Below are 2,542 nucleotides of genomic sequence, written 5' to 3'. Positions count from 1 at the left end.
AGGATTCGAACCTGCGACACCTTCTTTAGGAGATTCCTCGGGGCCTTCGAGAGGGTGGCTACGAACCGTGTTTGTGCGGGGAACCGGGTGTGGTGGATACGGCCGTGGAGGGGTTCTGCCCGGAAATGGTGCCCAAAATGTGCCCACGGAATGCCCTCGGGCACAGCTGAGCCACCGAGTCGACAGCGGAGCAGATCCGCCAGGCGGAGTGGTCGGGTCAAGGGTGGCCGCAGGCCATCACGTAGTGACGCATCGCGCCCTTGAGGCGGCCCGGAGTCGGGCGGGACAGTGGAGCGTCGGGTCGGCGGCGGTACTGAACTGACCGTTGGGAGGCAGGGCACCGGATCGTGTGGTCCGGTGCCCTTCTCGTATGCCGTGAACGAAACTCGGCGGTGCGCGCCGGGACCGGCCGCCAGGCCGCACGCCCGGCGCGGCGGCGGGCCGAAGGCCCGCCCTTGACTGAGTACAGGGAATTCTCACCGAGCGCAAAAACGGTGCGTTGCATGCGGCGGCAAGTGCGACGAGGCGGTGGTCCGCTCGTGCATTCTGTAATACGCTTTGATCATGGAAACGGTCAACGGTGTCCCGGTCACGGACGAGACGATCCAAGAGTGGGCCGACGAAGCTGAGCGGGGATACGACGTCAGCCAGCTGCGCAAGCGTGGGCGCAAGCCGATGGGCGACGGCCCCGCACGCGTTGTCCCTGTCCGCGTTGACGACACCCTGCTCAGTGCGCTGGACCAGCGTGCCGAGCACGATCACGTCAGCCGGTCTGAGTTGATCCGTGCCGCCATCCGCGCGTACGTCGCGTGAAGGTCGCCCCTTCGGCATTCAAGCACGGCATCAGCGAACTCGACATCCTCTACGCCGCCGAGAACTGGGCGTACTCCAGCCAGCCAGACGACGACGTCCCAGCCAAGCAGCTCGTGCTGGGTTTCGACTCGAACGGTCGACTCCTGCAACTTGCCATCCTGACGTTCGACAGCGGTCAGCAACTCGTCATTCACGCCATGAAGGCGCGGCCGAAGTACCTGCACCTGCTCGACTAAAGCCCGACCCCGCCACGGATGGTTAGGAGGGGCGCTTCTTCCCTGACCCCGGCGCGACAGCTCGCGCGAGTCGCAGAGGACCGTCCGCGGCGCGCGTGCTTATGGAGGCCGGATCGTAAGGCAGAGGGTCCGCGGTGACGTGGCCACTACGGGCCTTGATGACCGTTAGCCTGCCAACCATGTCCAGCACAGTAGGGCGACGTAGCGCGATGATGGCGCTGTTTTGTGCGGCTCTGGCGCCCCTTGTCGTGGCGGGCGGCCTCGCGGCGTCCATAGCGACGGAAACGAGCTGGGCCTTTGTGCCCGCAATCCCTGTATTCGCGGTGCTTGACCGGCTGTCGGCTCGGTTCGTGGACGCCTTCGATGCTGAGACCGGCGCTTCATCGGATTGGTACGCCTGGGGGAGCCGCGACTACCTACGTCACTACGCGGAGCGAGCAGGTGTCGACTGGCGACTTGCGGCGGGTGTTGCGTGGCTGGGCGTTGGTCTACTGGCCGGGTTCTTCGTCTTCTTGTGCGTCTACGCCGTGTGGGACTTCGCTCGCGCCGGGGTGGATGCTCTGAGTTCGTAACCGGAACGCGGCATGAGCGGTAGTCGGTCATGCGAGGCTTTGCCAATGGTCGAGCTAACCTCGCGCCTGCGCCAACGTCTCGACTCAGACTTTGGAGCGGCCGCGCCAGATTTAGCCGCTGAGCTCGAGCGGCTCCCAGAGTCAATCAACAGTGGTCAGGATCCAGAGCGGATTCAAGCCTCAGTGGTGCTGGGGGCGCGTGGCTCGGTCCGAGAGTTCGCTGCGATGGTGGAACTTGCTCGGGTGGATTGGCGCGACTTGCTGGTATGCGGCGGGCTCGAGAACGCCGACTACGTCGCGGTCATGCGACGACAGCTCGGCTAGTAGGACGCGCACTCGTCGCGGCATGAGCGTGCGTTAGGAGTCCTCCGCTTGGGTGCGCCAGTACCTTGCCGCAGCCCAGGCGATGAGTTCCCGCTCGTCCTGCCCTAGGTCGGTCGCCTCGCTCACTGAGTCGAGCAAGTCGCGCAGCGCCGGGTTTGTAGACCTGTCGGTGCGCTCCGTCTTGAGCAATCGCGCATAGAGTTCATCCCCGTCAATTGACCTCGCCTCATAGGCGGAGAGCATCGCGGCCACGCGCGGCTGGACGGGTTGGTCACTCACCGGGGAAGGCTACGTCGTCGCCCTCTGTCCCCACAACATGACGGCTCATCGTCACGATGCGCGGCATGAGGGATGCTCTGCGTCGTTGCTGACGCAACAGCACTCCGCCGGAGGATCCATCAATCGGCGAAGAAGGTTATGGACGTGTCCCCATCGCGTTCTCGCTGGCGGACAGTGGCTGAGATGTATGCCAGGCCCGCGGCGCCGAGTAGCCCTAAGCCGAGGCGGACGGCCAGCGGAAGGCTAGAACCCTCCAGACCGGAAGCAATGCCGAGGGCGCCCAAGGATGGACAGAGCCCCGGGGAGTGGTGGGGATTG

General features: G+C 65.1%; 4 protein-coding genes. 3 read left to right on the top strand and 1 reads right to left on the bottom strand.

Annotated features, from left to right (window positions below; translation table 11 throughout):
* Positions 1 to 564 precede the first annotated feature (564 nt).
* The 3 genes from N802_RS19060 (at position 565) to N802_RS19050 (ending at position 1,621) form a co-directional block, all read left to right on the top strand.
* Positions 565 to 813 carry a ribbon-helix-helix domain-containing protein gene (locus tag N802_RS19060; protein WP_035919650.1) on the top strand — a complete coding sequence of 83 codons (249 nt, stop codon included), beginning with the start codon at positions 565 to 567 and terminating at the stop codon, positions 811 to 813.
* Positions 810 to 1,049, top strand: a complete 240-nt coding sequence (locus tag N802_RS19055) for a hypothetical protein (protein WP_035919647.1) — start codon at positions 810 to 812, stop codon at positions 1,047 to 1,049. The genes N802_RS19060 and N802_RS19055 overlap by 4 nt, the downstream gene beginning before the upstream one ends.
* Before the next feature lie 179 nt (positions 1,050 to 1,228).
* Complete coding sequence (locus tag N802_RS19050; protein WP_156971532.1) at positions 1,229 to 1,621, top strand: hypothetical protein; 393 nt, start codon at positions 1,229 to 1,231, stop codon at positions 1,619 to 1,621.
* 357 nt (positions 1,622 to 1,978) lie between these two features.
* On the opposite strand, the gene N802_RS19040 is transcribed toward N802_RS19050, so the two are convergent.
* Positions 1,979 to 2,224: a hypothetical protein gene (locus tag N802_RS19040; RefSeq protein WP_035919637.1), complete on the bottom strand. Its 246-nt coding sequence runs from the start codon at positions 2,222 to 2,224 to the stop codon at positions 1,979 to 1,981.
* Between the last annotated feature and the right edge of the window lie 318 nt (positions 2,225 to 2,542).

The organism is Knoellia sinensis KCTC 19936, assembly GCF_000768705.1.
GTDB lineage: Bacteria > Actinomycetota > Actinomycetes > Actinomycetales > Dermatophilaceae > Knoellia > Knoellia sinensis.
Note: the sequence above shows the minus strand (reverse complement) of the source record. Positions and strands in the feature narration are given on the sequence as shown.

What these genes read in the sequence shown, in the direction of transcription:
- N802_RS19060 (WP_035919650.1), top strand. Translation starts at nt 565, where the DNA reads ATGGAAACGGTCAACGGTGTCCCGGTCACGGACGAGACGATCCAAGAG.
- N802_RS19050 (WP_156971532.1), top strand. Translation starts at nt 1,229, where the DNA reads ATGTCCAGCACAGTAGGGCGACGTAGCGCGATGATGGCGCTGTTTTGT.